Genomic DNA, 592 nt, shown 5'->3' with positions numbered 1-592 from the left:
TTGTCGAACACCGCTGCATCAATCGTTGCCAGGCGCTCCATGGCCGAACCATCCTTGACCATGATGCCGTTCTCGAACAGCCGCCGCGCGGCGACCACCTGGACGATCGGCACGGCGAGCCCGAGCGCGCACGGACATGTGATGATCAAAACGGCGATGGCGATGGTTATCGCCCGATGCCAGTCGCCGGTTGCCGCCATCCAGCCAAGGAATGTCACGAAGGCGGTGAGATGAACAACTGGAGCATAGAGTGCTGAAACGCGATCGGCGATGCGGCGGTAATGTGCGCGACCGCCCTCGGCGGCTTCCATCAGCCGAACCATTTCCGCCAGGAACGAATCCTTCGCGGCGGCTGTCGCCTCGATGGTCAGCGGGCCGGTAAGGTTGAGCACGCCGGCCTGGACGGCATCGTTTGGAGCCACGCTTCTGGGCGTGCTCTCTCCCGAAACCAGCGAGCAGTCGACGTCCGATGTCCCACGCGTGATCTTGCCGTCGACGGGGATCCTTTCGCCGGCCGCTATCAGCAACAGCATGCCCGGTTCGATCTCGCCAACCGGCAGATAGTCGCGTGCGCCACCGTCGCGCAGCACCA

At 63.9% G+C, this 592-nt stretch carries 1 protein-coding gene; it reads right to left on the bottom strand.

What is annotated here, in order from left to right; all coding sequences use genetic code 11:
• On the bottom strand, positions 1-592 hold a 592-nt coding region (locus NKI25_RS36365), incomplete at both ends, for an HAD-IC family P-type ATPase (protein ID WP_353000999.1).

Origin of the sequence: Mesorhizobium sp. M0808, assembly GCF_040320025.1 — a bacterium.
GTDB lineage: Bacteria > Pseudomonadota > Alphaproteobacteria > Rhizobiales > Rhizobiaceae > Mesorhizobium.
Note: the sequence above shows the minus strand (reverse complement) of the source record. Positions and strands in the feature narration are given on the sequence as shown.